The organism is Amycolatopsis sp. NPDC003861 (assembly GCF_053605405.1).
The window spans coordinates 1-22612 of sequence record NZ_JBSGJD010000046.1 but is presented as its reverse complement, the minus strand read 5'-3'; the positions used below and the strand labels follow the sequence as shown (position 1 = coordinate 22612).

The 22612-nt window shown below is 72.7% G+C and carries 26 protein-coding genes; 9 read left to right on the top strand and 17 right to left on the bottom strand.

The features are described from left to right. Nucleotides 1–18: 18 nt before the first annotated feature. Genes ACWEVN_RS14695 through ACWEVN_RS14680 form a run of 4 tightly spaced genes read right to left on the bottom strand, consistent with a single transcriptional unit; the run spans nt 19 to nt 2828 of the window. Entirely contained in the window at nt 19–519 is a 501-nt protein-coding gene (locus tag ACWEVN_RS14695; protein WP_449680869.1) for an RDD family protein, read from the bottom strand. Then, nucleotides 516–1166: a response regulator transcription factor gene (locus ACWEVN_RS14690; protein WP_310970117.1), complete on the bottom strand. Its 651-nt coding sequence runs from the start codon at nt 1164–1166 to the stop codon at nt 516–518. The genes ACWEVN_RS14695 and ACWEVN_RS14690 overlap by 4 nt, the downstream gene beginning before the upstream one ends. Next, nucleotides 1166–2356 (bottom strand): sensor histidine kinase, encoded by a 1191-nt coding sequence (locus tag ACWEVN_RS14685; protein WP_452051552.1) that lies wholly within the window; start codon nt 2354–2356, stop codon nt 1166–1168. The genes ACWEVN_RS14690 and ACWEVN_RS14685 overlap by 1 nt, the downstream gene beginning before the upstream one ends. Before the next feature lie 25 nt (nt 2357–2381). After that, nucleotides 2382–2828: a hypothetical protein gene (locus ACWEVN_RS14680; RefSeq protein ID WP_449680867.1), complete on the bottom strand. Its 447-nt coding sequence runs from the start codon at nt 2826–2828 to the stop codon at nt 2382–2384. 184 nt (nt 2829–3012) lie between these two features. Between ACWEVN_RS14680 and ACWEVN_RS14675 the strand changes: the two genes are divergently transcribed. The 3 genes from ACWEVN_RS14675 to ACWEVN_RS14665 all read left to right on the top strand — a co-directional run bounded on the left by ACWEVN_RS14675 (nt 3013) and on the right by ACWEVN_RS14665 (nt 5835). Continuing rightward, nucleotides 3013–3480 (top strand): hypothetical protein, encoded by a 468-nt coding sequence (locus tag ACWEVN_RS14675; protein ID WP_449680866.1) that lies wholly within the window; start codon nt 3013–3015, stop codon nt 3478–3480. Nucleotides 3481–3526: 46 nt separating this feature from the next. Then, a complete protein-coding gene (locus ACWEVN_RS14670; RefSeq protein ID WP_449680865.1) occupies nt 3527–3949 on the top strand; it encodes a hypothetical protein in 423 nt (140 codons plus the stop codon). A gap of 266 nt (nt 3950–4215) precedes the next feature. After that, nucleotides 4216–5835 (top strand): glycoside hydrolase family 27 protein, encoded by a 1620-nt coding sequence (locus tag ACWEVN_RS14665; protein WP_452051551.1) that lies wholly within the window; start codon nt 4216–4218, stop codon nt 5833–5835. A gap of 222 nt (nt 5836–6057) precedes the next feature. On the opposite strand, the gene ACWEVN_RS14660 is transcribed toward ACWEVN_RS14665, so the two are convergent. From ACWEVN_RS14660 to ACWEVN_RS14640, 5 genes are all read right to left on the bottom strand, one after another. Beyond that, a complete protein-coding gene (locus tag ACWEVN_RS14660; RefSeq protein ID WP_452051550.1) occupies nt 6058–7269 on the bottom strand; it encodes a hypothetical protein in 1212 nt (403 codons plus the stop codon). Continuing rightward, nucleotides 7263–7877, bottom strand: coding sequence for a hypothetical protein (locus ACWEVN_RS14655; protein ID WP_452051549.1), 615 nt, complete (start codon nt 7875–7877; stop codon nt 7263–7265). The genes ACWEVN_RS14660 and ACWEVN_RS14655 overlap by 7 nt, the downstream gene beginning before the upstream one ends. A 221-nt stretch (nt 7878–8098) precedes the next feature. Further along, the gene (locus ACWEVN_RS14650; RefSeq protein WP_452051569.1) at nt 8099–9535 is read right to left on the bottom strand and encodes an alpha/beta hydrolase; all 1437 of its coding nucleotides are present in this window, start codon (nt 9533–9535) and stop codon (nt 8099–8101) included. A 29-nt stretch (nt 9536–9564) separates the two neighbouring features. Continuing rightward, nucleotides 9565–10284: an ABC transporter permease gene (locus tag ACWEVN_RS14645; RefSeq protein WP_449680861.1), complete on the bottom strand. Its 720-nt coding sequence runs from the start codon at nt 10282–10284 to the stop codon at nt 9565–9567. A 13-nt stretch (nt 10285–10297) separates the two neighbouring features. Then, nucleotides 10298–11182, bottom strand: a complete 885-nt coding sequence (locus ACWEVN_RS14640) for an ABC transporter ATP-binding protein (RefSeq protein WP_449680860.1) — start codon at nt 11180–11182, stop codon at nt 10298–10300. A gap of 154 nt (nt 11183–11336) precedes the next feature. Between ACWEVN_RS14640 and ACWEVN_RS14635 the strand changes: the two genes are divergently transcribed. Together ACWEVN_RS14635 and ACWEVN_RS14630 are read left to right on the top strand one after the other, a co-directional pair. Beyond that, nucleotides 11337–12458, top strand: a complete 1122-nt coding sequence (locus ACWEVN_RS14635; protein WP_452051548.1) for a sensor histidine kinase — start codon at nt 11337–11339, stop codon at nt 12456–12458. Continuing rightward, on the top strand, nt 12455–13057 hold the full coding sequence (locus ACWEVN_RS14630; protein ID WP_449680858.1) for a response regulator: 603 nt from the start codon (nt 12455–12457) through the stop codon (nt 13055–13057). Before ACWEVN_RS14635 ends, ACWEVN_RS14630 begins: the two co-directional genes overlap by 4 nt. A 12-nt stretch (nt 13058–13069) precedes the next feature. Here ACWEVN_RS14630 and ACWEVN_RS14625 read toward each other — a convergent pair whose 3' ends face one another. Next, entirely contained in the window at nt 13070–13612 is a 543-nt protein-coding gene (locus ACWEVN_RS14625; protein WP_452051547.1) for a hypothetical protein, read from the bottom strand. A 55-nt stretch (nt 13613–13667) separates the two neighbouring features. Further along, on the bottom strand, nt 13668–14858 hold the full coding sequence (locus tag ACWEVN_RS14620) for an FAD-dependent monooxygenase (protein ID WP_452051546.1): 1191 nt from the start codon (nt 14856–14858) through the stop codon (nt 13668–13670). Nucleotides 14859–14915: 57 nt separating this feature from the next. On the opposite strand from ACWEVN_RS14620, the gene ACWEVN_RS14615 reads away from it, so the two are divergent. Next, nucleotides 14916–15452, top strand: a complete 537-nt coding sequence (locus ACWEVN_RS14615) for a MarR family winged helix-turn-helix transcriptional regulator (RefSeq protein WP_449680855.1) — start codon at nt 14916–14918, stop codon at nt 15450–15452. 27 nt (nt 15453–15479) lie between these two features. Here the strand turns inward: ACWEVN_RS14615 and ACWEVN_RS14610 are convergent, their stop codons facing one another. Beyond that, complete coding sequence (locus tag ACWEVN_RS14610; RefSeq protein ID WP_449680854.1) at nt 15480–16058, bottom strand: TetR/AcrR family transcriptional regulator; 579 nt, start codon at nt 16056–16058, stop codon at nt 15480–15482. Nucleotides 16059–16128: 70 nt separating this feature from the next. Next, nucleotides 16129–17139, bottom strand: coding sequence for a glycoside hydrolase family 3 N-terminal domain-containing protein (locus ACWEVN_RS14605; RefSeq protein WP_452051545.1), 1011 nt, complete (start codon nt 17137–17139; stop codon nt 16129–16131). Nucleotides 17140–17255: 116 nt separating this feature from the next. Here ACWEVN_RS14605 and ACWEVN_RS14600 point away from each other — a divergent pair, with 116 nt between their 5' ends. The 3 genes from ACWEVN_RS14600 (at nt 17256) to ACWEVN_RS14590 (ending at nt 19665) form a co-directional block, all read left to right on the top strand. Beyond that, nucleotides 17256–18311, top strand: coding sequence for a LacI family DNA-binding transcriptional regulator (locus ACWEVN_RS14600; protein WP_452051544.1), 1056 nt, complete (start codon nt 17256–17258; stop codon nt 18309–18311). An 83-nt stretch (nt 18312–18394) separates the two neighbouring features. Then, on the top strand, nt 18395–19180 hold the full coding sequence (locus ACWEVN_RS14595) for a GAF and ANTAR domain-containing protein (protein ID WP_452051543.1): 786 nt from the start codon (nt 18395–18397) through the stop codon (nt 19178–19180). Nucleotides 19181–19266: 86 nt separating this feature from the next. Continuing rightward, a complete protein-coding gene (locus ACWEVN_RS14590) occupies nt 19267–19665 on the top strand; it encodes an ATP-binding protein (protein WP_452051542.1) in 399 nt (132 codons plus the stop codon). Between the two features lie 24 nt (nt 19666–19689). Here the strand turns inward: ACWEVN_RS14590 and ACWEVN_RS14585 are convergent, their stop codons facing one another. The 4 genes from ACWEVN_RS14585 to ACWEVN_RS14570 all read right to left on the bottom strand — a co-directional run bounded on the left by ACWEVN_RS14585 (nt 19690) and on the right by ACWEVN_RS14570 (nt 22443). After that, complete coding sequence (locus ACWEVN_RS14585; protein ID WP_449680849.1) at nt 19690–20094, bottom strand: VOC family protein; 405 nt, start codon at nt 20092–20094, stop codon at nt 19690–19692. A gap of 19 nt (nt 20095–20113) precedes the next feature. Continuing rightward, nucleotides 20114–20662 (bottom strand): hypothetical protein, encoded by a 549-nt coding sequence (locus ACWEVN_RS14580; protein WP_452051541.1) that lies wholly within the window; start codon nt 20660–20662, stop codon nt 20114–20116. Nucleotides 20663–20750: 88 nt separating this feature from the next. After that, nucleotides 20751–21866: a hypothetical protein gene (locus ACWEVN_RS14575; RefSeq protein WP_452051540.1), complete on the bottom strand. Its 1116-nt coding sequence runs from the start codon at nt 21864–21866 to the stop codon at nt 20751–20753. Then, nucleotides 21820–22443 carry an RNA polymerase sigma factor gene (locus tag ACWEVN_RS14570; protein WP_452051539.1) on the bottom strand — a complete coding sequence of 208 codons (624 nt, stop codon included), beginning with the start codon at nt 22441–22443 and terminating at the stop codon, nt 21820–21822. Before ACWEVN_RS14570 ends, ACWEVN_RS14575 begins: the two co-directional genes overlap by 47 nt. Nucleotides 22444–22612 lie beyond the last annotated feature (169 nt).

Below are 22612 nucleotides of genomic sequence, written 5' to 3'. Positions count from 1 at the left end.
GCATTCCCGGCGCCGGGATCAACCAAAAGTACGAGGACCGGCCCGCACCACGAGGGTCCGCGCCACCAGGTCGCCGATCCGCTGCCGCCGCCGGGAAACCGCGATGCTGACGACGGCCACCAGCCCGAGCAGCAACCCGTCGACCGTCATCAGCAGCCACCGGATCACGTAGGCACGCGCCCTGGGCGGCCCGCCGCGCAGGGTTTCCACCCGCAGCCCCATGACGAGCATGCCCGGCGTGACCCCGCCGCGGCGCAACGGGATCCAGATCTGGATCACCGCGTCACAGGCGTAGTTCACCGCGAAGAACGTGATGACCGGACCCCACAGGATCACCTTCGGCGGCACCCACCCCCACTGCAGCAAGGGAATCACGACGAGGCCGGCCGCGAGCGCGGCGAACACCCCCACGCCGGTGGCGAGCGCCTGGTCCAGCCCCGCTTGCACCACCCGGCGTCCCGCCATCCGCAGCCGCTCCGGCAGTTCTCCGGGCGCGTCCCGCCCACCGGCCGAGGTCATCCCAGCAACCCGCGCTGCCACGCCCAGACGGCGATCTCCGTGCGGTTCCGGAGTTCGAGCTTGCGCTGCACGCTCGCCAGGTGCGTCTTGACCGTCGAGAGGGAGACGCGCAGGTCGTCGGCGATCTCCGCGTTGGTCCGGCCGCGGGCGACCGCGAGCACCACATCGGACTCGCGGTCGGTCAGCAGGCCCGGTGTCCCCTGCGCGCGCTGCCGCGCCTTCTCGGTGAACCGGGCCAGCAGGCGCACGGTCACCGACGGCGACACCATCGCCTCGCCGCCGGCCGCCGCGCGGACCGCGTCCACCAGCAGCTGCGGGCCGGCGTCCTTGAGCAGGAACCCGCTGGCGCCGCCGAGCAGGGCGGCGTAGACGTTTTCGTCCGCGTCGTAGGTCGTCACCACCACCACGCGCAGCGGTTGCGCGACGCCCGGCCCGGCCAGCAGTTCGGTGGCCCGCAGACCGTCCACTTTGGGCATCCGGATGTCCATCAGCGTGACGTCCGGCCGCAGCTGCCGCGCCAGCCGGACGGCGGTCTCCCCGTCGGCGGCTTCGGCGATCACCTCGATGTCCGGCGCGGCGTCCAGCACCAGCCGGAACCCGGTGCGCACCAGCACCTGGTCGTCGGCGACGAGCACCCGGATGGTCATCAGAGCCCCCTCGGCAAGGCGTCGAAGGGCGCGTCCTCGCCGGCGAGCGGGAGCCGCGCCGCGACCCGCCAGCGCGCCCCGGGTTCCGGCCCGGCGGTCAGGCTGCCGCCGAGCATGGTGAGCCGCTCGGTCATGCCGATGATCCCGAACCCGCCGGGTGCGGCCCGGCCCGGCGCGGCGACCCCGTCGTTGCGCACCTCGAGCACGAGCTCGTCGGCCTCGACGCGGGCGGAGACGACCACCTCGGTCGCGGCCGGCGCGTGCCGGCGGGCGTTGGTCAGCGCTTCGGTCACGACGCGGTGGACGGTCGTGGCCACCTGGGCCGGCACCGGCAGCTGGTCCAGTTCTTCGGCGACGTCCACGCGAGCCGAGGAGCCGGCGGCCGCGCGCACCGCGTCGCCGAGCGCGGCACCGGACAGCAGGGGCACGTCGCGGGTGTCCCGCAGCATCCCGACCAGCCGGCGCGCGGCGGCCAGTGCCGCACCGCCGGCTTCCTCGATCTCGCGGTAGACCGCCGCATGCCCGCCGACGTCCGCGTTCGCCTCGGCGATCGCCCGGGCGGCCTGCACGCGGACGACGATCCCGCTGACGTGGTGGGACACCAGGTCGTGCAGTTCCCTGGCCAGCTGCAGGCGTTCCTGGCCGCGCACCCGGTCCAGCGCGGCCCGCTGCCGGGCGTCGGCCGCCCGCAGGATCAACCCGACGCCGAGGCAGGCGCCCCAGTACGCCGCGGCCGCCACCGCCAGCAGCGTCTCCGGCTCGCCGGCGCCGTAGCGGAGCAGCGGCGCGGCGATCATCACCGCCCCGAGGGCCGGCGCCAGCGCGGCCGCGTGCCTCGGTTCGAGCTTGCGGCCGGCGGCGGCCGTGAGCAGCCCGGCGGCCACGATCTCGGCGAACGGCGGCTGGCTCCGGGCGTGCGCGGTGATCACCACGACCGTGCTGAGCGCCGACAGCGCGGCGACGACGCTCCCCAGCACGCCGACGTGGCGGGGGAAGCGCCGCCGCAGCACGGCCAGCACCGGGATGGCCGTCCCCGTGGAAGCCAGGAGCCCGGTGAGCGGCGCCGCCCAGCCCCCGCTGCCGCCGGGGACGCGCAGCACCAGCACCACGTCGGCGACGATCGCCGCGACCAGCACGGCGAGCTCGGTGCCGAGCATGCCGCGCCGGGCCCGTGCCCCCGCTCTCCGCATGGCCGTCATGATCTCGCGCCCCGGCTCAGCCCGCGCGCCGAACCCCGGCGAGGTAGCGGTTGGACGGCGTCAGGTAGCTGAGCACCGTCGCGACGACGGCCACCCCGCAGCTCAGGTAGCCCGCCCACGACGGTTCGGTGGTGAGCAGCGACGCCGCCTGCAGCAGGGTGAAGACGGTCAGCGTGACGCGCGCCCAGTTGCGGCCGGCCTTGAGCTTGAACGACAGCCACAGGTAGACCAGCGCGATGACCACGGCGATGGCGACCGGAACGGCCTGCGCGACCAGCGTGAGCCGGTCGAGCTGCTCCGGCGCCAGCGTGGGGTTGGTCCGCCGCAGAGCCGCCGCGATCTCGTCGCGCGCGCTGAGGACGAGCAGCCCGCCGGCGATCGCGGACACGGTGGACACCAGGAAGCCGAAGAAGGCGGCGATGATCGTGCTGGGCGGGTTTTCCCGCGCGGTTTCGGTAGTCATATCGGAAAGTTAGGACGCACCGCGCCCCGATACCGGCTGAGGCGAGCCCGTCTCGTACTTTCGGCCGAGGCACTCGTCCGCTCCGCCCGACCGGCCACGTTCCGCGAGACTGCAGTGCGACTGCAGTGCCCGCTGCCAGGCTCCCCGGCGACAGCAGGTCGATCTTGACGAGGGGACACGCACGATGACGGGCAAGACGTGGATCAGGGGAATCGCGGTGGCCGTGGCCGCGGCGGCGTTGCCGGTGGTTCTGGCCGGCCAGGCCGGCGCGACGACGACCGCGTTCCCCAACGACTCGTGGGACATCAGCAACGACGTCTCCCCGCTCGGGCTGAGTTCCGGCGGGGTCATCTGGAGCAATCGGAGCGCCGTCCTGCAGGGCAGCGTGCAGGATTTCGGCGGCAACTTCGCCACCAGGGTCTACTTCACCGCGTACGCCGGTGACACGAAGGTCGACGGCGACGGGCGCACCGCGGGCCCCGGCAAGACGGTGCCGTTCAACTTCTCCGTCGGCGATCCCGACCGGGTCGGCGGGTTCGACCGCCTCTCCATCCAGGTGTGCGAGCTCGGCGCGGACGGGCCGCAACTCTGCAGCCCCGGCGTCAACCTGCACCGGGACGACCTGGGCGAACGCCGGGTCTGGCGCCCGTAGCCTGCGCCCACCCGGTGTACCGAGCCGAGCGAAGGAAGAAATCGCCATGAAAACCCGGACCATTCTCGCCGGCGCGCTGCTGAGCGCCGCGGCCGTGGTGACGACCGCGGCGCCCGCCAGCGCGGCGACGAACCCGTACACCGCGGCCGAAGTCTGCGGCAGCGGCTACCGCGTCATCTCCTCGAAGCCGGCCAAAACCGACGCCGGACGCGAGTACGGCGGTGTCTACCTGCTCTACAAGTCCGGCGGCTACAACTGCGTCGTGACCATCAAGTGGACGTCCATCGGGGTGGCCAGCGACACGATGGCCGCGCTGTACCGGGATTCCGAGGACCACAGCCGGAACCTGATCGACCAGGGGAACTTCAAGTACTACGCGGTCGTGCGCGGCTACGCGCCCGACTGCATCAGCTACGCGGGCTGGGTCGGCGACGCCGTCGCCACCAGCGGGTGGGGTTGGTGCGACTGAACGCTCACGCGGCAGATTCGCCGTCATGAGCGATCCGAATCCCCGTACGAAGGCCGCCGGGTGCTGAGGGTCTTGGGGGTCGGCGCGGCCGGGGCCGTTCTCGCTGCCTGCGGGAGCGGGTCCGGCGGCGCCGGAAACTGAAAGTTTCAGCGGGAAAAGCCTCCTCCGCGGCAGTTGTGTTAGCGTTCACACTCCACCGTCACTGCCGATGGGGGTTTCCGTTGCCGCACGCGCAAGCACGCCGAACCAAGCGCTCACCAGGTCCTTTGTGGACGGTCTGCGCACTGATCGCCGCCCTCTTCTCCCTCGCGACGCCGTCGAGCGCCGCCGCCGCGCCGGCGCCGATCACCAAGCCGCCGATGGGCTGGAACTCCTGGAACTCCTTCGCCGGGGCGATCGACCACGCCGTCATCGAGCAGCAGGCGGACGCGCTCGTGTCCTCCGGTATGAAGGATGCGGGCTACGAGTACGTCAACATCGACGACGGCTGGTGGACCGGCAGCCGCGACGCGAGCGGCAACATCACCGTCGACACCGCCAAGTGGCCCGGCGGGATGTCCGCCATCACCGCCTACATCCACAGCAAGGGCCTGAAGGCGGGCATCTACACCGACGCCGGCCGCAACGGCTGCGGCTACTACTACCCCACCGGACACCCCGCCTACCCCGGCACCGGCGCCGAAGGCCACTACGACCAGGACTTCCTCCAGTTCTCCCGCTGGGGCTTCGACTACGTGAAGGTGGACTGGTGCGGCGGCAACGCCGAAGGGCTCAACGCCCGCACCGCCTACACCCAGATCAGCGACTCGATCTCGCGCGCCACCGCCCAGACCGGGCGCCCGATGACCTTCTCCGTCTGCGAATGGGGCGGCAACCAGCCCTGGAACTGGGCGCCCGGCATCGCCAACCTGTGGCGGACCAGCGGCGACATCATCTACTGGGGCGAGCGGCCGTCGATGTCGAAGATGCTGGCCAACTTCGACGCCGCACAGCACCCGAGCGCGCAGAGTCCCGGCCACTACAACGATCCCGACATGCTCATCGCCGGCCTGCCCGGCTTCTCCGACGCGCAGAACCGCACCCACCTGAGCCTGTGGGCGATCTCCGGCGCGCCGCTGATCGCGGGCAACAAGCCCAGCGACATGAGCGCGGCCACCCGCGCGACGCTGACCAACCGCGAGATGATCGCCATCGACCAGGACTCGCTCGGCCGTCAGGGCACCAAGGTCGCCGAGGACGCCTCGGGCCTGCAGGTCTACCAGAAGGTGCTGTCCGGCACCGGCCGCCGGGCCGTCGTCCTGCTCAACCGCACCGGCTCGGCCGCCACCATCACCGCCCGGTGGTCGGCACTGGGCCTGTCGGGCTCGGCGGTCGTCCGCGACGTCTGGGCCGGCACCGACCGCGGCACCTTCACTTCGAGCTACGCCACCACCGTCGGCGCCGGCGAGGCGGCCCTGCTCACCGTCACCGGCACCGACGGCACACCCCCGGGGGGCGGCGGGCCGATCACCGGCAAGCAGTCCGGCCGCTGCCTCGACGTGCCCAACGCGACCACCGCCAACGGCACCCAGCTGCAACTGCTGGACTGCCAGGGCGGCCCGGGCCAGACCTGGACCCGGACGGCGAGCCGCCAGCTGACGGTCTACGGCAACAAGTGCCTCGACGCATCCGGCCAGGGCACCGCCAACGGGACGGCCGTGGTCATCTGGGACTGCAACGGCCAGGCCAACCAGCAGTGGACGGTCAACGCGAACGGCACGATCACCGGCGTCCAGTCCAACCTCTGCCTGGACGCCAGCGGCCAAGGCACCGCGAACGGCACCAAGGTCCTCCTCTGGGCGTGCAACGGCCAGGCGAACCAGCAGTGGACCGCGCCCACGGCGTGAGCGTCACCACTGAACCGGCTCGGACACAGCACTCCGCACGAGAACCTCCGTCCGCCACGGCACCGGGGACACGGAACCCCGGTGCCGGGCGGCGCCCGGCCTCCGCCCTAGCCACCTTCCTCATCGCCACCGACGACCGCCAGGTCCTCCAAGGTCCACGGCAGACTTGGCTTGCCCTCGACCGTCACGCCGTACCTACGCAGCTCGTCGAGAGTGGTGGTATCACCGTTGGCCTTCAAGATCCGCTCGACCTTGTCCCAGACATCGGCCCGCCCACGGCAGAAGGCGACGAGATAGTGGTCCAGCGCCTTGTCGTACCGGTTCTGCCGCACCTGCCGGTCGGCCAGGATGACTCGAGCGTCCACGTTCCCCGACGTCCAGTTCGGACTCGATCATCGCGAGCGCTTCGTCGAAGTGCTTCTCCCTGATCAACGCGACCAGCAGCCGCGGATCCGTCCGGCGCAGCAGTCCCGTCGACTGCACCTCCCGCAGCAGCACCAACGCTTCGGACGTGCGATCGAACTCGAGCAGCAACTCCGCGGCTTGCAGCCGTGCGGCGGGGTAGCCGTGGCAAGCCGCCTGCTCGAACCAGTACACCGCACCACCGAACTCCCGCAAGGGCATCTCCCCCAGGAATTTCGCGGTGTTGGTGGATTCCTGCAACGACGCGTTCGCCGCCGCGGCTCTTCTCGCGGCCAATGCGAATCCCTCGGCCAGCCACTTCATCGCCGTGCCCGGGTCCGCTCCGTGGCGAGCCGAATACGCCTCGAGCGCGGCTACGGCGGCATCACCACCCAAGAAGTCCGCCACCGGCAGTGCCGTGTCCGGGTGAGCCGAATCCACTACACCGAGGTACCACCGCACCGCCTCGTGAATCGTCTCCGGCCTGTCGGGACGACACAGTGCGACGGCGATCCGAGCCGCCGCCTGCGGCGATCCCGCACCGCGGGCCCGCCGGTAGTAGTCGGCAACGGCAGCCACCTCAAAGAGGAACGCGGCTTGTTCCGCGGCCGACACCCACGACTCGTCGTGTCCGCGTGCTGCGGCCTCGGCGTAGCATTCCATCGCTCGACGGCGAAGGCCGCGCTCCACATGAACTTTGGCGACTTCGGCGAGCGCCTGCGGTCCACCTTGGCGGGCAGCATGCGGGGCGTGCGCCAGTGCCGTATCGCTGAGGCCGGCGCGCGCGTACATCCTGGCTGCGTGGATGCGCGCACCCGCGACGTTCAGCTCGATCGCTCGGTCGCACCAGCGCAGCGCCTCCTCGATCTCACCACGGCCGAGCAGCAGATCCGCCCCGACCAGGTAGGCATCGGCATCGCCGGCTTGCGCGTGCTCCCACAGCCACCGGACAGCCCGTGCTTCGTCGACGTATTCGGTAACGAGCTCAGCGATTCCGGGCAAGGTGTTCAACCCCGTCGCCGTCCTCAGCACGCTGAGGAAGCTGCTTCATGCCCGCCCAGGCGAAGATCCCGGCGGCGACCGCCATGGCCCCGCACAGCGGCCAGATGCCGCTGCCGAGCCGAGTCCAGGCGAACACCCCGAACGCAATTGCGCATCATGTCGGCGAGTTCGCGGCGCGCGGCCGAGGTTGCGCCGTCACGCACAAGCTTGAAAAACTGCGCTGCTTCGCGAATCAGGCCCCGGCGCCGGCACTCGCGCCCCATCGGGATCAAGCTGCTCGGTGCCGAAAACGCGAACAGTGCGGACCACAGATGCCGGGCCGGTAGTGCATGCTTTCCCGCCTCGGTGACGAACTCGCACTCCAGGTAGTCGTTGAGCCGGTACATCTGCTCCGTCACGCTCGCGTCGGTGCCATCGCCGGAGCGCGCCAGCAGCATCCCGGTGTCGCCGACTCCACAGGCCGTCAGCTGGTCGATCGCCTCCTCGAACCAGCTCTCGCTCGGCCGGGCCCGCTCCCACGCCGGCAGGTACTCCGCGGCTCCGGCTTTCACCACCTGCGCCCGCATCCACGGGCCGTGGCCGATGATCCCGGCGTCGATGAGGCACTGCATGATCGCTCTGGCGGCCGGGCTGGCCATCGAGAACCGAACGGCCCGGCCACACCGCCGACTTCCTCATCAGCGCGCAACGGCAGCGCGCCGGCCGTCGCGTCGTCCACCGAGTCCGACGCTTCACAAGGGATGAAGAGCGTCCTCGGCACGCAACCGCGGCTCCAACGCGTCGTCGCGCATCGGGTGCTGACCCGCCGCACAGGTGCGGCGGGTCAGCACCCCGAATGGTGACCGGGCGGCGCGGTCCCTCAGGAACCCCCGCCGACCTGGGCTGCGCAGTGGACGTCACGTGCGGGCCGCTCCCCCGTCGCCAGGAAGTTCGTCACCGCTGTGTTCGCGCACTGGTTGAGACCCAGGTACACGCCGTGGCCGCCCTGGTCGGCCGTCACCATCCGGGCGCGCTCGCCGAAGGCCGTGCGCAGCTTGAAAGCGTTCACCGACGGCGTTGCCGGGTCGCGGTCGTTCTGCACCATCAGGACGTTCGACGGGCCGTGGCCGGTGATTCGCACCGGTTGCTCCTTCGGGGGTGCCCAGTAGGCGCACGCCGAGATGTTCGCCGTGGCCGCTCCGAGCAAGGGGTAGCGGATGCGGTCGACCGCCACGTTGACCTGGTACGTCGCCACCGATCGCGGCCACGGCGAATCGCCGCAGATCACTGCGAAGCGGGAGGCGAAGAGGTTCTCGACCGAGCCCCACACGGGCGCCGGTTTCGGCGGACGGCCCTGGTCGAGGGCCTGCCAGTCCGCGGCCAGCGGGGTCAGGTCCGTCGCGTACAGGCCGCTGAACGTCAAGCCGCGGAAGACCGAGCCCGTCACCTCCGCCACCGGGGTGCGGTCCAAGCGCGCCGCCAGCTCGTGGAACTTGGCCGTCACCTCCGCCGGCGTGCGGCCGAGGCCGTACTCCGGGTGCGCCGCGGCGAACTTCGCGAAGTCCGGAAAGCGGTCTTCCATGCCCCGGGCGAACGCGCGCATCGCCGTGATGTCGTAGCCGTCCGGGCCGAGATTGCTGTCCAGCACGATGCGGTCGCTGCGGTCCGGGAACATCGTCGTGTACACCGCGCCCAGGTACGTGCCGTAGGACGCGCCGAGGTAGGACAGCCTGGACTCGCCGAGCGCGGCCCGGATGCGGTCCATGTCCCGCGCGATGTTCGCGGTGGTGACGTGGGGCAGCATCGGGCCGGTGGCGGCGTCCCGGCACTGCTGTGCCTCGGTTTTCGCCAGCTTCGCCTGCTTCACGACGTCGGCCGGGCCGCCGGCGTAGGGCAGATTGCCGACCGCCAGCTGCTCCGGCGTCAGGTCGCACGTCACCGGCGTGCTGCGCCCGACGCCCCGCGGGTCGAACCCGATGACGTCGTAGGCGTCCAGCACGCTCTCCGGCAGCTTCAGGTACTTCAGCAGCTGCGGGTAGTCCAGGCCCTCGCCGCCGGGGCCGCCCGGGTTGGTGAACAGCACGCCGCGGCGCTTTTCCGGGTGCTTGCTCGGCATGCGCGACACGGCGAGGTCGATCGTGCGGCCGCCCGGGTCGCCGTAGTCCAGCGGCACCTTCATCGTCGTGCACTGCAGGTCCGGGACCGGGAAGGCGCCGGCCGGGCACGGTCCCCAGGCCGGGCCGGTCGCGGCGGACGCCGGGGCCACGGCCGTCGCGCCGAGCAGGGCGACCGCGGTGGTGAGCAGGGTTTTGCGCAACATCGGTGTTCCTTTCGTCCGGCCGCGGTTCAGCGGCGCGGTTCCCAGCGGAAGAGCCGCGCGGCCAGCGCGACGGCGACGACGACCCAGGCGAGCGTCGGCGCGAAGAGCACGAGCGAATCGGCGAGCGGGACGCCGCCGTTCCAGGCGTTCAGCACCAGCTCGGTCGCCGAGCCACCGGGCAGCAGGCGCTTGAGCAACGTCAGGTCGCCGGTGCCGGTGAGGCCGACCCAGCCCGACACGGCGAGCACGCCGATGCTGATCGGCAACGTCGTGACCTGCGCGTGCTCGGGCGAGTTCGTCAGCCCCGCCGTGGCCAGTCCCAGCGCCAGCATCATGACCACGGTGGCCACCACGGCAGCGGTCAGCAGCAGCGGGTTCGCCGGCTTCCCGGCGACCCCGGCCAGCACGCCGAGGATGACCGCGATCTGGAGCACGGAAAGCGCGGTGATCGGCAGCAGCAGCCCGCCGAGGATGCCGGCGTCCCCCGCCGCGGTGGAGCGCAGGCGCTTGAGGAACAGGTTCTGGCGGCGGGAGGCCAGCGTGGTCACCGACGTCGTGTAAAGGCCGATCCCGGCGACGAAGAACAGCGCCAGCGTCGCGATGTAGCCGATGCTGCCCCCCTCGGTGAACAGGTCGCGCTTGGCGACGAAGAACGCGCTCAGCGCGGCCGGCAGCACCAGGGCGGTGACCAGCACCAGGCGGTTGCGGAAGATCTGGATCAGCTCGCCGCGAGCGATCGTGAGCATGGGAGTCCTTCTCTCAGGAGTGTTCGATGGCGCGGAAGACGTCGTCGAGCCGGGTCGGCCCGGCCGCCAGGTCCTGCAGTTCGACGGCGTGGTCCTCGGCCCAGCCGAGCAGCGTGTGCAGGTCCTTCTGGAGGCCGAAGGTCTCGACGAGGAACTTGCCGTCGCCGCCCCGCGAAGCCAGCAGCGGCGGCGCCGGCGCGTGCGGCGGCAGTCCGAAGTGGATGGTCGCGGGCAGGGTGCGGGTCAGCTCGGCGACCGTGCCCTCGCGGTGGAAGGCACCCTGGTGCATCAGGCCGATGCGGTCGGCGCGCTGCTGGGCCTCCTCGAGGTAGTGAGTCGTCAGCACGACGGTCGAGCCGTCCTCGCGCAGCCGGTCCACCGCGTCCCAGAGCGCGTCGCGGGACTGGATGTCCAGGCCGGTGGTCGGTTCGTCGAGGAAGACCAGCTCGGGGGTGCCGTACACGGCGGTGGCGAAGTCCAGCCGCCGCTTCTCGCCGCCCGAGAGCTGCCCCACCTTGGTCCCGGCCTTGCCGGTGAGGCCGACGACGCCGAGCACGCGCCCGACGTCGTCGGTGCGTTCGGTGAGCCGCCCGACCAGGCCGACGGTCTCGCGCACCGTCAGGTCCGGCGAGAACCCGCTCTCCTGCAGCATGATCCCCATCCGCGGGCGGACGGCGGCGCGGTCGCGGGGGTCCTTTCCGAACACCCGCACGGCACCCGAGGTCGGCGTGCGGTGCCCTTCGACCGTTTCCAGGGTCGAGGTCTTCCCGGCGCCGTTGGTGCCGAGCAGGGCGTACAGCTCTCCGCGTTCCACTTGGAACGAAAGGTCCTTCACGGCGGGGAAGCCGCCGTAGGTGAGGGTGAGACGATCGACGTCGATGACCGGTGTCGTGGACATGCCGCCATTCCAGCGCCGATCGCGGCGGGGCGGCAGTGCGCTCGCGTCACCACCGCACCGTGACATTCCGGCCCCGGAAGCATGACGTGGCGTCACTGGTCGGGCCCCGGGCGGTGCGGCATGCTGGCGGGTACCGCGCCGACCCCGGAGGACCATGACCGAGACCCGCCGGAGGTGGTCCGGCGGAGCCGTGCAGGACCGGCTGCGCCGGCTCAACCTCCTCACGACGGTGCCGCCGCTGGCCTTCGTCGGCGTACTGCTGCTGGGGCTCACCGCCCGGTCGTGGTGGCACGCCGGCATCCAGGTCGTCGGGCTCGTCGCGGCGCTGGCGACGGCCGAACGCTGGACGGCGGGCGACTACCTGCGCGTCGCGCGGCCGAGCCTGGCCGTCACCTCGGTCGTCTGGCTGGCCGGGGCACTGACGGACGACACCGGCGCGTTCTTCGGCGTGTCCATCGTCGGGTCGTTCCTCGTCCCCCCGCTGCGCCGCCACCGGCTCGCGGCCCTCTTCGGGGTCGCCGCGCTGGTCGCGGTCCTGGGCCTGCCCAACGTGCTCGTGCACCCCGGTGACACCGGGCCGCGGCTGGTGCAGTTCGTGGCCGTCCCGGCGATCGCCGTGCTGATCTCCACCGGGTTCATGTTCGCCACCCAGCGGCTGTTCGACCTGGTCGCCGAGCTGGAGCAGTCCCGCGAGCGGGAGGCGGAACTGGCCGTCGCCCGGGAGCGCGTCCGCTTCGCGAGCGACCTGCACGACATCCAGGGACACACGCTGCACGTGGTGAAGCTCAAGGTGGCGCTGGCGGAGAAGCTCCTGGACGCCGACCCGGACCGCGCGCGGGAGGAGCTGCGGGAGGTGCACACGCTCGTCGGCGACACGATCGTCCAGACCAAGGAGCTCGCCTACGCCCAGCGGCGGCTCAACCTGTCGGCGGAGCTGGAGAACGCGAAGAACCTGTTCGAGGCGGCGGGCATCCACGTGCGCCTCGAACGGGAAGCCGAGCCGGACACGCGCGTCGGCGAGCTGCTCGGCCAGGTGCTGCGCGAGACGACGACGAACATCCTGCGCCACGCCGAGGCCCGGCACGTGCGGATCACGCTCGGCCGCACCGGGATCGCGATCGTCAACGACGGCGCGGGCGAGCCCGGTCCGCTCGGCGGGCTTTCGGCGTTGCGGCACCGGCTGGCGGAGAACGGAGGCGAGCTCGAGGTGTCGCACGAGGACGGCCGGTTCCTGACGGCGGTGGCGTTCCCGGAGCTCGGCGGAGCCGTCCGATGACGACCGTGGTGCTGGCCGACGACGAAGTCCTGCTGCGCAAGGCGCTGGCGGCGCTGCTGCCGCTGGAGGGCGGGATCACCGTGCTCGCCGAGGCCGAAGACGGCGAGCAGGCGGTGGCGGCCACCCTGCGCCACCGCCCCGACGTGCTCGTCATCGACCTCGAAATGCCGGCGGTGGACGGTCTCGGCGCGGTCGCGGAAATCCGGCGGGCCCGTCCGGAGCAGGTCGTCCTCATGCTGACCCGGCACGCCCGCCCCGGCGTCCTGCGGAAGGCGCTGAAGCTGGGCGTCCAGGGGTTCGTCAGCAAGGCCGCGGAACCCGCGCACATCACCGCGGTGATCCAGACCCTGCACGCGGGCAAGCGCTGGATCGACCCCGACGTCTCGGCGCTCGCCGTCGTCGACGACTGCCCGCTGACCGAACGCGAGCTCGACGTCCTGCGCGCGACGCGCGAGGGGTATTCGGTGGCCGAGATCGCGGGCCGGCTGCACCTGGCCGAGGGCACGGTGCGCAACTACCTGTCCAACGCGATGCAGAAGACCCAGACCCGCACCCGCCACGAAGCGGCCCGCTACGCCCACGAGCACGACTGGCTGTGACCGCCGCGGCCGTCACCGGGTCGCGGACGTCGCCGGAGCGAGGGCCCGGCTTCGCCCGGAAGATCGCGGGCGAGCCCACGGCGTGCGGCCCCAGGGCTTGGCCACCGACAGCCACGTCATGAACAAGAAGGCCAGGATGTTGAGCCCGGCCCCGTAGGCCAGCCGGCCCGCCACCGGGCTCTCGACCCCGGAACCGGCCGCCGCGATGCTCTGCTCGACCCAGACCCCGAGACCGAACGTGCTGTAGCCGATCACCGCCACCGTGAGGACCAGCTTCACCAGCACCCACCAGAACCGCGTGACCCCCCATTTCGTCACCAGGCCGAGCAGCACGCCTCCGGCCAGTGTGGCGAACGCGGCCGGGATGACCACGAAGTCGTCGATCCGCTCGATCAGCACGTACGACACCCGCCGCACGGCCGCGTCTGCGGTGTAGCCGGCCGTCATCGCGAGCACGACGTTCGCCGCGCCCGCCCCCATCCAGCCGACCGACACCGCCACGTGCAGGAACACCAGCACCTGCCGGAAGCGCTTGCCCACCGTCCACCGCGTCACCCGTCCATCGTGACCGCCGGAACGCCCGGCCGCAGCGCCGGCGAGCAACGATTCCTCAGCTCGTCACGAGGTGCGGCAGCGGACGCTCGGTGGCCGCGACGCTCGTCACCTTCGCGACGAACGGGGCGAACGGCCGCGAGGTGAGGACCTTGTCGGCCATCCGGCGCAGCCGCACCCCGAACCGGGTCCGCGGGTACGCGAACGGCACGATCCAGCGCGGCAGCGTCTGGACGTCGTCGACGAGCGGCCGCATCCACTCCTCGTAGGCCACGAGCGCCGGTTCGAGGTCGCCGCCTTCCGCGGCGGCCAGCGACGCGGCGAGGACGTAGCCGCTGACGAGCGCGAGTGACGCACCGCCCCCGCCCATCGGGGTGACGCACCAGGCCGCGTCGCCGGCCAGGCAGACCCGCCCGCGGTGCCAGGCCGGCATGCGGATCTGGGTGAGGTTGTCGATGTAGACGTCCTCGGCGGTGTCGAAGGCGTCCAGCACTCGCGGTGCTTCCCAGCCGGCGTCGGCGAAGCGGGCACGGACGCGGCTGAGCGCGCCGGCCCGGTCCAGGCGCGTCAGGTCTTCGGCGCGGGAGAAGGACAGGATGGCCCGCGTGGTGCCGTGGTTGTCCGGCCGCAGGTGCACCTGGCGGCCGCCCACGGCGGTGTACCAGCGCCAGCGGTCGTCGTCGCCGGTGACCCGCGGGATCGTGCCGAACACCATCGCGATCCCGAGGTCCCGGCGTTCGACGCGGTCGCCGAAGAGCCGGTCGCGGGTCGAGGACCGGACGCCTTCGGCGATGACCAGGAGGTCGGCTCGCAGCGTCCGGCCCGACGTGGTGGTCACCGAGACCGCGGCGGCGTCCTCGCCGACCTCGGTGATCGATTCGCCGTAACCGATGTCGACGCCGTCGGGCAGGTGTTCGAGGATCGTCCGGGCGAAATCGCCGCGCAGCACTTCGAGCTCGGCGGTCGCGCCGTCCGGGCCGCCGGTGGGCAGTTCGCCTAACACCCGCCCGGCGGCGTCGACGAAGACGGTGCCGGTTTCGGTGGTGTTCCGGGCCTTGATCGCCTCCGTCAGGCCCATCCGCGCCAGGACTTCGCGGCCGGCGCCCCGGACGTCCACGTTCTGCCCGCCGTCGCGGAACGCCCCGGCTCGTTCCAGCACGGTCACCTCCCACCCGGTCCGCCGCAGCCAGAAGGCCGCCGACAGACCGGCGATGCTCGCCCCGGAGACCACCGCGTGTCGTGTGCTCATCTCACTCCCGATCAAGGTAGCTTTACTCTGAAGCTACTTCATGGTGAAGGGATCTGCATGGCCACGCCGGATCCGCTGACCGCCGACTGGACCTCGGCCCAGGTCGGCGTGATGCACTCGCTGCGGGACTGGGCAGTCGGCTTCGCCGAGCTCACCCAGCACCTCGCGGCCTGGATGGGCTTGCCGGGGTCGGACGCCAACGCCCTGAGTCAGATCACCTGGGCCGCCGAGACGGGCACCCCGCTGTCCCCCGTGCAGCTGGCCCGGCGGATCGGCATGACGACGGGTGCGACCACGGCCCTGGTGAACCGGCTCGAGGCGGCCGGCCACCTCCGGCGCAGCCGCGAAAGCACCGATCGCCGCCGGGTGACGTTGCGCCCGTCCCCCGCCGCCCGCGAGCGTGCCCGCGAGTTCCTCGCCTTCGCCGGCGTGGAGGTCGCGGCCGTCCTGCAGGCCGCCGACCCGGACGAGCTCCGGATCGTCACCGCGTTCCTGTCCCGGATCACGACGGCTTCGGCCCAGGCGAACCACCGCCTGGGCGGCTCGTCCGGGCGGCGTCATCCGACGGGCGGCCAGGAGCCGCTGGCTCGGTGACACCGGTTTCTTCGCCGAAGCGGCGAGCTATCCGTCTTCGCGCGGGCGGCGCAGCCCGTCCAGCACGAGGGTGATGACACCGTCGGCCTCGGTCCGCCAGCCGGGGCGGTCGTGGGCCGCGCCGATGCCGTGCAGGGCCATCAGCACGGCGCCGGCGTCGACGTCGTCGCGGACGGTGCCGTCCCGGACCGCGGCGGCCACCAGGTCGACGACCGCCTCTTCGAGCGCGCGGCCGCCTTCGGCGAGGGCACCCGATCGGTCGGCCCACAGCGTGGCCAGCGTTCGGGCGAGGCCTGCGTGGGCAGCGATGTGATCGACCATGGTGCGCAGGAAGGTCGCCAGCGCCTCGGCCGGGGGCAGGGTGGCCTGCAACCGGCGGGCGCGCTCGCAGAGCATGGCGACTTCCCCGCGGTAGACCGCCTCGGCCAGCGCCTCCCGGGTGGGGAAGTGCCGGTACAGCGTGCCGGTGCCCACGCCGGCCAGCCGGGCGAAGTCGTCGAAGCGCAGGTCGAAGAAGCCTCCGGCGTCGAAGACTTCCCGAGCCTTGGCGAGCAGGGCCTCGCGCTTGCGCTGGGCGTCGGCCCGCAGCGGCTTGTCGGCAGTCACGCGCTCCCCCGCCGTAGCAACTGGAGATGATCTCCACATCGATGCTACCGCACGAGGTGACCGGGGCGGGTCAAGCCCTTCCGCGCGCGAAGTCGCCGGCCGCGCGGCGGACCCGGGTGGCGGCCTGGGCCAGGCGGACGGCGAACGCGTCGTCCGCCTGGGCCCGGGCGGCGATGGCGGCGGCCAGCTCGGCGACTTCGGGGCCGCCGGGGAGCAGGAGGAGGTCCGCGCCCGCGGCGAGCGCCGCCAGCACCGTCTCGCGCACCGGACGGCCCTTGGTCGTGGCCGGGGTGTCCAGGTCGTCGCTGACGACCAGGCCGGTGAAGCCGAGGTCGCGGCGCAGCACCGCCACCGTCGCCGCCGAGGTCGACGCGGGTTCGGCCGGGTCGATCGCCGGCACCACCACCGGGCCGGTCATGATCGCGCCCACGCCGGCCGCCACCACCCGGCGGAACGGGGTCAGGTTCGCCGGGACGGGCTCTTCCAGCGCCGTGTCGTGCAGGGCCGGGTCCAGGGCGAGCTCGGGGTGGCCGGGGAAGTGCTTCGCCACCGCCAGCACGCCGGCGCTCTGGACGCCCGTCACGAACGCGGCTCCGATGCGCCCGGCCTCGTCGTGGCCGAAGGGCAGCGTGCGGCCGGTCAGCCACGGGTTCGGGCCGGAGAGGACGTCGAGCACCGGGGAGAGGAACACGCTCACCCCGAGCGCGCGAGCGGCCCGCGCGACGGCGGCCGCGGCCGCGGAGATCTCCTCGTCGGGCAGCCCGGCCAGGGTGCCGGCGTCCGGGAAGGCGGGCACCAGGTCGTGCAGCCGGGCGATCCCCCACGGCTCCTGGTCGACCGCGAACAGCAGCGGCTCCCCGGCGATGTCGTCCAGGTCGGCGGCGAACGCCGCGAAGTCCGCGGCCGACTCGACGGCCCGCCGCTCGGGGGTCATCGCGCGGGCGACGTACTCCTCGCGGGTCTCCCCGATCAGGACCGCCCGCGTACCCCGTCCCACCAGGTCGCGAAGCCACGGTTCGGGCTTCAGCGCACCGGCGACCGGCAGCAGGACGGCATGCGCGTCGCGTTCGAACTCGGTCACGTCCGGCCTCTTCCCGACTTCACTGCGTGGTTGGTTATACGATTAAATTTGAACGGAGAGTAGGGCCGCTGTCAAGCGGTCGTGCGTCACCGGACTCGATCGAGGAGACTGCGCCGATGGTCACGATGAAGGACGTCGCCCGGGCCGCGGGGGTCTCGCAGGCCGCGGTGTCCTACGCCTACGGCCGGCCCGAGAAGCTCTCGACGGCCCAGCGCGAGTCGATCCTGGCGGCCGCCGCCCGGCTCGGGTACGCCGGGCCCGACGCCGTCGGCGCCAGTCTCCGCTCCGGCCGCAGCGGCGCGATCGGCGTGATGCTGATGGACACCCTCGAGTACGCCTTCACCGACCCCTCCACCCGGTGCCTGCTCGAAGGCATCGTGCGGACGCGCCGCTTCGACGACCTGGGCCTCACGCTCCTGCCGCTCCCCCACGACGGCGGCGGCCAGGCGGCGTTGCGCGGCCTGGTGGACGGGGTGATCGTGCACAGCCTGCCCGACGACCACCCCGCGCTGCTGACCCTCCGGTCGCGCGGCCTCCCGATCGTGGTCGTCGACGCCCCGCGGCTGCCGGACGTTCCGCTCGTCGGCATCCCCGACCGCGCGGCCGCCCGCACCCAGGTCGAGCACCTGCTCGAGCTGGGCCACCGCCGGCTCGGGATCATCGCCGAACGCCTGGTGCCCGACGGCTTCCGCGGGATGGTCGACGCGAGCCGCCGCGCCGCCTGCACCGAACGCGTGGTGCGCGAACGGCTCACCGGCTACCAGGAGGCCGCCGAAGCCGCCGGCCTGGACTTCGAGGGGCTGCCGTTGATGGAGGCCGGCGGCTTCGACCGCACCGCGGGCGTCCCGGCGGCGCACCGCCTCCTGGCCGGCCACGACGTGACGGCGGTGGTGGCCACGTCGGACACGATGGCCATCGCCGTGCTCGAAGCGGCGGCCGAGCGCGGGTTGCGGGTACCCGAGGACGTGTCGGTGGTCGGCTTCGACGACGCGCCGGAGGCCGGATCCCGCGGCCTGACCACCATCCGGCAGCCGATGGTCCGAAAAGGACAGTCGGCCGCCGAGCTGTTGTTCGCCCTGCTGCGCGGCGATCCGAAGCCGGACGACGTGTCCCTGCCCACCGAACTGGTGCGGCGGCGCACCACGGGCCCGCCGGGCCCCAGGCGGCCGTAGCGGGCGGCGCCCCGGCGGGCTAGTTTGGTCGTCGCGATGGTTGAGCACACAGCCGTCTTCCGCAGCGACCCGGGGAGATCGGCATGAGCAGTGACCAGGACTGGCAGCGCGACAAACAGGCGTTCGTCTCCGACCTCCTCGCGCCCGGGCCCCTGGCCCGGCAGTTCGCCGAGCTGACGCGCACCCTGCTCACCGCCCCGACCGTCGAGGACGTCCTGCAGCGCGTGCTCGAAGCCACCACGGTGATGGTCCCGGACGCCGACCTCGCCAGCTTCACGCTCCTCGACGCCGACGGCGGCTTCCACACCCCCGCCGAGACCGACGAGGTCGCCACCGAACTCGACCGGCTGCAGTACCGGTTCCGGGAAGGCCCCTGCGTCGAAGCCGCCGAGCCCGGCGGCCCGGCCGTCGCGATCGCCCCCGACCTCACGGCCGAACCGCGCTGGCCCCGCTGGGCGCCGGCCGCCACGGAACTCGGGATGGGGTCCGTGCTGTCCACCGCCCTCATCAGCGGGCCCCCGGCCGGCGAGTCGAGCGGCGCGCTCAACGTCTACTCCCGCGACCGCCACGGGCTCGACGCCGCCGACCGCGACGTCCTGCTGCTGCTCGCCACCCACGCCTCCCTCGCCCTGGCCGCCACCGACGCCGTGACCCGAGCCGAGCTGCAGGCGGCCCACCTACGCAGAGCCATCGACAGCCGGGACGTGATCGGCCAGGCCAAGGGCATCATCATGGCGCGCCGGGGCGTCTCCGCGGACGACGCGTTCGACGTCCTGCGCCGCACGTCCCAGGACCTCAACGTCAAGCTCGCCGACCTGGCCCGCACGCTCGCCGACCGGCACACCGAGATCGACCTGCCCACCGGCTGAACTCTCCGGCGGGCGGGTTGATCGCCGCGGCCAGCGGGTAGTCCCTGCCCCACACGGACTCGTCTCGACCGACAGGAAGGGCCTCGATGCCTACCGAGCAGCTGGACGACTCGTTGCGGGTGATCGCGCTGGAGGTCGCCGACGACCTCGCCGAGCTGGCGAGGGTGCGTGCCTGGGCCGACCGGTTGCTGCAGGACCTGCCCGAGGACCAGCGCGTCGACGCACTCATGGTGGTCGACGAGCTGGCCTCGAACGCCCTCCGGCACGGGTCGCCGCCCCGTCAGGTCCGGCTGCTGCGCAAGCGGAACTGGCTCTCGGTGGAGGTCGACGACACCTGCCTCGATCCGGTCTGCCCGCGGCCGCCCTCCGCGGGCGGCGGGCACGGGCTCAAGCTGGTGGCCGGGATGAGCGTGTCCTGGGGTCAGTCGCAGCGGCCCACCGGCAAGACCGTGTGGGCCGAGATCGACCTCACCCCACCGCGCTGAACCGCCACCGGCGAAGGAGCGCCCTCACCAGGCCGCCCCCGGGCGATGGGTCCCGGCGCTCCACTCCTTGCCCTCCGGGTCGAGCACGCGGGCGCGGCGCGTCCCCCACTCGGTGTCCTCCGGCGCGATCACCGCCCGCGCGCCCGCCGCGACGGCGCTGCCGAACCAGCCGTCCACCGATTCGGGCCGGTCGAACCCCAGGTAGAGCCCGTCCCCGGTGCTGCGGCCGAGCAACCGCGGCCGGTCGTAGTCCGCGTCCGCGGTGGCGATCATCAGCACGACCGTTCCGAACCGGACCTCCGCGTGGACGACGCCGCCGCCGGCACCGTCCACACGGGACACGACCGCGAACCCCGTCGCGGTCAGCCAGCCGAGGGCCGCGGCCGCGTCCCGGTAACTGAGGTACGCGTGCAGACCCGGTGCGTCCATGGTGCCCTTTCCCTTCCGGTCACTTGCGGATCATCGGGTTCCCGTAGCCGATGACCAGTCCCGTGGTGAACGCGCTGACGCCGAACGTCTTGTTCAGCAGCGCCGCGGCCGGTGCCGTCAACGCCAAGGTGACCCCGGCGGGGGTCGCCGCGCCGATGGTGAACAGGTCGGCGCGGGTCCCGAAGTCGATCCGGCCGCTCACCACACCGCGCCCGAGATCGATGGTGTAGCCGGTCAGGTACAGGCATTTGCCGCCCGCGCGCAGCAGCAGCCCGCCGAGGTGCTCGATGGTGCCGTCCTGGGGGTTGCCGACGATGGTGAACCCGAAGACCGTCTGGCCGCCCGGGTGGCTCACCCGGGCCAGAACCGGCGAAACCTTGACCCCCAGCGAAGTGAGCGCCTTCGCGGCCGCCGGATCGAGCGTCAGGTCGGTCCGGCCTTTCCCGAAGTGGTACGGGTGGTGGTGCGAGACGCCGTGGGCCGGTTGCGCCGCCTGAGCGGGCGCGGCGGCCACGCCGGCCAGGGCCGCCGCGGCCACGATGGACATCCCGAGCATCCGAACGCGCATGATGACTCCGTTCCCGATGAGGACTGGACACCCGGGATACGAGCCGGGGCCCCGGATCGGATGCAGCCGTGCGGAAGTTTCCCGGCGATCAGGCACGGACGGTCCCCCGCAGCACGCTCGTCCCGTGCTCCTGCTGCCCCAGCGCCTGGGCCGACACGTCGATCACCGGGAACCGGCTCAGGGAAAGCCCCGGCGGGACCGCGACCTCGAGGTCGGCCCCGGCCGTGACACCGAGCGGGATCATCGTCTTCACGCCGTCGTAGAGCCACACCTCGTAGAGGCCCTCCGCGGCCGGCATCCCGGTCAGCCGGACGTTCAGCCGCACCGTCCCGGACCCGTCGTCGACGACCTGCACCTGCCCGCCGGCCCCGGCCGGTGCGCCAGCCTGGCGGCTCAGCGGTACCTCGGCGACCACCCGGCCGGGGTCGCCGCCGGAGGCGGTCACCACCAACGTGACCGCGACCAGAACCGCCGCCACGGCAACGGCCGCGTACCGGAACAGCCGGCGCGCCGGAGTCCGCCGGCCACGGCGCGGGAGGGCATGCACGGTTGCCCGCGGCGAGTCCGCCGGGTCCTGGCCGACCGGCACACTCGCCCCCGGCAAGCCCACCGGACCCTGACCAGCCGACACGCTCGCCCCCGGCAAGCCCACCGAGTCCTGGCCGACCGGCACACTCGCCCCCGGCAAGCCCACCGAATCCCGACCAGCCGACACGCTCGCCCGCGGCGAGTCCGCCGGGTCCTGACCGACCGGCACACTCGTCCCCGGCGAGTCCGCCGGGTCCTGACCGACCGGCACACTCGCCCCCGGCGGGCCCACCGAATCCCGACCAGCCGACACGCTCGCCCCCGGCAAGCCCACCGAGTCCTGGCCGACCGGCACACTCGCCCCCGGCAAGCCCACCGAATCCCGACCAGCCGACACGCCCGCCCCCGGCCAGTCCGCCGGACCCTGACCAGCCGACACGGCCGCCCCCGGCAAACCCACCGGGTCCTGGCCGGTCTCGGCGGCGATGCGGTGCCAGACGTCGTCGGCCACCGGTGGCAGTGACAGCTCGGCCGCCACTTCCCGGCCCAGTCCGGCGATCGTGCGCAGCGAGTCGTAGTCCGAACGGCACGCCGGGCAGGTGTCGAGGTGAGCGGTGTCGGGGCCGGGGTCACCGAGGGCGAGCAGCGTGAGGCGATCGGGATCCGGGTGCGCCATCGTTCACCTCCTCCGCGCTCGACTCGAGCTGGTCGCGCAGCGCACGCATGCCGCGGCGCAGGTGGCTTTTCACCGTGCCCAGCGGAAGGTTCGTGCGGTGGGCGATCTGGGTGTGGGTCAGATCGGCGTAGAAGGCCAGGTGCAGCACCAGGCGTTGCGCCTCCGGGAGCCGCGCCAGGCCGTCCGCGACGATCAGCCGGTCGAGCACCCGCTCCGGCGACTCCGCCGCGGCGGTCTCCGGCGGCGCACCGGCCGCGGCCGCTTCGCTGTCCCGGTGTTCTCGTCCGCGCGAACGCAGCAGGTCGACGATCCGGCGGCGGGTGATCCCCAGCAGCCAGACCAGCAGGCCGGCTCGGCCCGGGTCGTAGGTGCTCCGGCCGTTCCAGGCCGAGACGAAGGTCGACTGGACGACGTCGTCCACGTCCGCCGGATCGCGCAGGCTCGCGCGGGCGAGCCGCTGCACGGCGGGCCCGTGCCGGTCGAAGACCGCGCGCAGCGCGCCCGCGTCCCCGCCGGCGAACCGCCGGTCGAGGTCGTCGGGCACGAGCGGCCTGACGGCACCTTCGGTCCTCGGCATCGCCGTCTCCCGGCCGATGGAAGCACCGGCCGCCAGGCGGCGGCTCACGACGCCGGCCTTCGGGGTTTGCGGCTCGTTCGCCGGTAGACGTCGGCGAAGCGGGCGGCGACCTGGGTGATGCCGAACCGGCGCCGGACCGTGTCCCGGCCGGCGGCCGCGGCCGCGCGTG

Bases quoted from the DNA above. Each gene is read 5' to 3' on its own strand.
- ACWEVN_RS14695 (WP_449680869.1), bottom strand. From the start codon at position 519: ATGACCTCGGCCGGTGGGCGGGACGCGCCCGGAGAACTGCCGGAGCGG.
- ACWEVN_RS14690 (WP_310970117.1), bottom strand. From the start codon at position 1,166: ATGACCATCCGGGTGCTCGTCGCCGACGACCAGGTGCTGGTGCGCACC.
- ACWEVN_RS14685 (WP_452051552.1), bottom strand. From the start codon at position 2,356: ATGCGGAGAGCGGGGGCACGGGCCCGGCGCGGCATGCTCGGCACCGAG.
- ACWEVN_RS14680 (WP_449680867.1), bottom strand. From the start codon at position 2,828: ATGACTACCGAAACCGCGCGGGAAAACCCGCCCAGCACGATCATCGCC.
- ACWEVN_RS14675 (WP_449680866.1), top strand. From the start codon at position 3,013: ATGACGGGCAAGACGTGGATCAGGGGAATCGCGGTGGCCGTGGCCGCG.
- ACWEVN_RS14670 (WP_449680865.1), top strand. From the start codon at position 3,527: ATGAAAACCCGGACCATTCTCGCCGGCGCGCTGCTGAGCGCCGCGGCC.
- ACWEVN_RS14655 (WP_452051549.1), bottom strand. From the start codon at position 7,877: ATGGCCAGCCCGGCCGCCAGAGCGATCATGCAGTGCCTCATCGACGCC.
- ACWEVN_RS14645 (WP_449680861.1), bottom strand. From the start codon at position 10,284: ATGCTCACGATCGCTCGCGGCGAGCTGATCCAGATCTTCCGCAACCGC.
- ACWEVN_RS14640 (WP_449680860.1), bottom strand. From the start codon at position 11,182: ATGTCCACGACACCGGTCATCGACGTCGATCGTCTCACCCTCACCTAC.
- ACWEVN_RS14635 (WP_452051548.1), top strand. From the start codon at position 11,337: ATGACCGAGACCCGCCGGAGGTGGTCCGGCGGAGCCGTGCAGGACCGG.
- ACWEVN_RS14630 (WP_449680858.1), top strand. From the start codon at position 12,455: ATGACGACCGTGGTGCTGGCCGACGACGAAGTCCTGCTGCGCAAGGCG.
- ACWEVN_RS14620 (WP_452051546.1), bottom strand. From the start codon at position 14,858: ATGAGCACACGACACGCGGTGGTCTCCGGGGCGAGCATCGCCGGTCTG.
- ACWEVN_RS14615 (WP_449680855.1), top strand. From the start codon at position 14,916: ATGGCCACGCCGGATCCGCTGACCGCCGACTGGACCTCGGCCCAGGTC.
- ACWEVN_RS14600 (WP_452051544.1), top strand. From the start codon at position 17,256: ATGGTCACGATGAAGGACGTCGCCCGGGCCGCGGGGGTCTCGCAGGCC.
- ACWEVN_RS14595 (WP_452051543.1), top strand. From the start codon at position 18,395: ATGAGCAGTGACCAGGACTGGCAGCGCGACAAACAGGCGTTCGTCTCC.
- ACWEVN_RS14590 (WP_452051542.1), top strand. From the start codon at position 19,267: ATGCCTACCGAGCAGCTGGACGACTCGTTGCGGGTGATCGCGCTGGAG.
- ACWEVN_RS14585 (WP_449680849.1), bottom strand. From the start codon at position 20,094: ATGGACGCACCGGGTCTGCACGCGTACCTCAGTTACCGGGACGCGGCC.
- ACWEVN_RS14580 (WP_452051541.1), bottom strand. From the start codon at position 20,662: ATGCGCGTTCGGATGCTCGGGATGTCCATCGTGGCCGCGGCGGCCCTG.
- ACWEVN_RS14575 (WP_452051540.1), bottom strand. From the start codon at position 21,866: ATGGCGCACCCGGATCCCGATCGCCTCACGCTGCTCGCCCTCGGTGAC.
- ACWEVN_RS14570 (WP_452051539.1), bottom strand. From the start codon at position 22,443: ATGCCGAGGACCGAAGGTGCCGTCAGGCCGCTCGTGCCCGACGACCTC.